Origin of the sequence: Kitasatospora sp. MBT63, from assembly GCF_000710465.2 — a bacterium.
Lineage (GTDB): Bacteria > Actinomycetota > Actinomycetes > Streptomycetales > Streptomycetaceae > Kitasatospora.
Window position 1 is genome coordinate 1 of the sequence record NZ_JAIZ01000708.1, and the last position, 1851, is coordinate 1851.

The 1851-nt window shown below is 76.4% G+C and carries 1 protein-coding gene and 1 pseudogene; both read right to left on the reverse strand.

The window, feature by feature from the left end:
- Nucleotides 1–1216, reverse strand: a 1216-nt coding sequence (locus tag AA75_RS37010) for a serine/threonine-protein kinase (protein ID WP_033824809.1), incomplete at its 3' end; no start/stop codon positions are given.
- Nucleotides 1217–1375: 159 nt separating this feature from the next.
- A pseudogene (locus AA75_RS50265) lies at nucleotides 1376–1851 on the reverse strand (serine/threonine protein kinase); the annotation flags it as partial.

Here is a 1851-nt window from a genome sequence, read left to right on the forward strand (position 1 = left end):
ACGGGCCGTGCGCGGGTTCGGCGGCGAAGGCCGTGAACGCGGCCGCGGCGCCCGCCAGCAGCAGGACCACGGCCACCACCACGGCCAGCATCCGGCGCCGCCGGATCAGCGCCTGGCGGCCCTTGCGGTGCCCGGCCGCGGGGGCGGCTCGCTGGGCCCGGGACTCGGCGGCGTACGCGGCCAGCTCCTGGGGGCTGGGGCGGCGCAGGCTGGTGTGGGTGTCGCGGGTGGAGTCCGGGGAGGGCGCGGGCACCAGCGGGACGGCCGGTCCGCGCCGGCGGCGGTGGGTGCCGCCACCACCGGTGTCGCTCTCCGCGTACACCGCCTCGGCCGGGGTGGGCAGCTCCTCGGCGGGCGGGCGGCCCTGGGCCGGGACGGCCAGCGGCGGCACGCCGGTCAGCGCGGGCAGCTGCTCGCGCAGGCGGGTGGCCAGCTCGGCGGCGCGCAGCCGGGAGGCCGGGGCCTTGGCCAGGCACTCGGAGATGATCCGCCACAGGCCGTCCGGCATCCCGGGGACCGGCGGCACGTTCTCGGTGACGTGGCGGCGCAGCACGGCGCCGGTGTGTCCGCCGCCGAAGGGCGTGGTGCCGGCCAGCAGCTCGTAGAAGACGGTGGCCAGGGCGTAGATGTCGACCGCGGCGCGCGGCTCCAGGCCCTCGATGATCTCGGGGGCGAGGTAGTCGGGGGTGCCGATGATCCGGGTGGCCCTGGTCCGGCGCGGGGCGTCGACCAGGCGGGCGATGCCGAAGTCGGTGAGCTTGGCCCGGGGGGCGCCGGCCGGGCCGGGCGGGGCGGCCAGGTCGAGCAGCACGTTCTCGGGCTTGACGTCGCGGTGCACGATGCCCGCCGCGTGCGCGGCGGCCAGCCCGTCGGCGACGTCCGCGATCACCGAGGCGGCGACGGCCGGGGGGAGGACGCCGTCGTGCTCCAGCCGGGTGCGCAGGTCGGTGCCCTGGACCAGCTCCATCACCAGGGCGAGGTCGTCGCCGTCCACCACCATGTCGTGGACGCCGACCACCCGGGGGTGGTCGAGGCCGGTCAGCGCGGACCGCTCCTGGACGAAGCGGCCGACCAGCACCTGGTCGGATGCCAGGTCCTCGCGCAGCAGCTTCACCGCCACCGGTCCGTCCGGGCCTTCGCCGAGCCACACGGTCCCGGCGGAGCCCCGGCCGATCACCTGGTGGACGGTGTACCGGCTGCCGATCTTGCGTGCCAATGCTGCTCCGTGGGCTCGGTAGGTCGGTGCTCAGCGAACAACCTACGCGCCCCGGCGCCCTCCGAGGGCCGTCGAAGGGCTCCTGCCGGGTACTGACGGGCGAGAAATATTGCGAATTGTCGACAAGGCGCCAAAACCGTGCCCGGAGGCCGGCCCGGGCTACTTGCCGAGGCTGTTGAACCAGTCCCGGGCGCTGGCGAACCAGTCCTGCACGTTCTGCCAGTACTCCGGCAGCGGCGTGAAGTTCCACAGCGCGACCGCGGCCAGCGCGAGGATCAGCAGCACCATCAGGCAGCCCTTCAGGCAGCCGAGGCCGGGGATGTACATCTTGTTGCGGCTGCGGCGGCGCGGCTCCCGCTCACGCGGGGGCTCCGGCTCGCGCTGCGGCGGCCGCTGGGGCTCCTGGCGGCGCGGCGGCTGGGGCTCGCGGTGCTGCGGGGCCGACGGCTCCGCGCGGCGCTGCGGGGCGGCGGGCGGCGGGTAGGCCTGCTGCGGCCGGCCCTGCTGGCCCTGGTACGCCTGCTGCTGGTCCTGGTACCCGGGGTGCCCCTGGTAGCCCTGCGGCTGGCGCTGCTGCTGGTTCTGCTGGCTCTGCGGCGGCCGGCCCGCCTGGTACGGCGGCGGGGCGACCGGTT